The 1437-nt window shown below is 36.2% G+C and carries 1 protein-coding gene; it reads right to left on the reverse strand.

The window, feature by feature from the left end:
* Positions 1-60 precede the first annotated feature (60 nt).
* Positions 61-1437 (reverse strand): ATP-binding protein (locus E1176_RS03640; RefSeq protein ID WP_185152603.1); only part of this gene is annotated, 1377 nt, incomplete at its 5' end.

Raw genomic sequence — 1437 nt, forward strand, 5'->3', positions numbered from 1 at the left:
AAAAATGACGTTTTGAGTACATAAGTCTTCCCATAATGGGATTACCTTCTCAGCAACAAACTAGAGATCATTTTTAAGCGTGAGATTTAACTCATGAATAGCCGCCTGGCATTTTTGAGATAAGGTATCTATAAGAGCAGGGATTTGATCTGTGTTTTTCTTTTCTTTTCCGTAATCTTCGATGTTTTTTATAATTGGTTTAACAGACTCAAGTCCCATAAAAGCAATGGAAGGTTTTATCCTGTGTGCCGTTTGACCGACTTTTACCCACTCAGCTTCATGAGACCACTTTTGCATTTCATTTATGGCGGATGGCGTATTTGCAATAAAGGTTTCAACCATTTCTCTCATAAAGGTTTTGTCACCATTACAAATGCTACCGAGGTATGTCAGGTCTGTAAGTTGAGAAGAGGGAGCAGATGGCACAGGATTTATCGGCTTTTCTTTTTCTACTTTAACTTCAGTCTTGGCTTTACCATACTTAGAAAGTGCATCGTAAAGGTCTTCGGGTTGAAATGGCTTTGATAAATAATCATTCATGCCAATTTCGATGCATTTTTCATTGTCACCTTTTATGGCATTTGCTGTCAAAGCAATAATTGGAATTTTGTTTTTTGGTTCCGGGAAGCCACTTCTAATTTTTTTAGTTGCTTCATAGCCATCCATTATTGGCATCTGTATGTCCATAAGAACAATATCATAATCATGGCTTCTAAGCTTTTCTAAAGCGATATATCCATTTTCGGCACCATCTACTACGCACTTCCATTTTTTGAGAATATTAAGAGCATAAAGGCGATTGATATCATTGTCTTCGACAAGGAGTACTTTCATACCTTCAAAAGAATAAGCTAACGTAGCCTTTCTTTTTTTAGCTTTTTCCGGCTGCACCAAATCCTGGACTTTGCCAGTTTCGTAAGGTATCATAAAAACAAAAGTGGTGCCTTTGCTTTCCTTACTTTTTACATCTAAGATACCATTTTGCAGCTCTACGAGTTGTTTTACAATCGAAAGACCTAAACCGGTGCCACCATATCTACGGGTTACACTTTCATCGGCCTGAGTAAAACTATCGAAGATGTGATGTATTTTGTTTCTGGGTATTCCGACTCCTGTATCACTTACAGAAAATTGAATAAAATGCAGTTTACCTTCTTTGTGACTCAAATCCACGTTTACATTTATTTCACCGATGTGAGTAAACTTTACTGCATTACTAATCAGGTTGATTAAAATTTGATTTAACCTCACAGGATCTCCCAGTAACACATCATCTACTTCGTCTGAAATATGGAAGTTTAAGTCAATGCCTTTTTCTTTACATTGATATTGAAAGGTGTCGATTACTGCACTTAGTTGATACTTAATATTAAAACCGATTTTTTCTAACTTAAGCTTACCTGACTCTATAACTGAGAGATCAAGAATATCATTGAT

The organism is Fulvivirga aurantia (assembly GCF_009711475.1).
GTDB lineage: Bacteria > Bacteroidota > Bacteroidia > Cytophagales > Cyclobacteriaceae > Fulvivirga > Fulvivirga aurantia.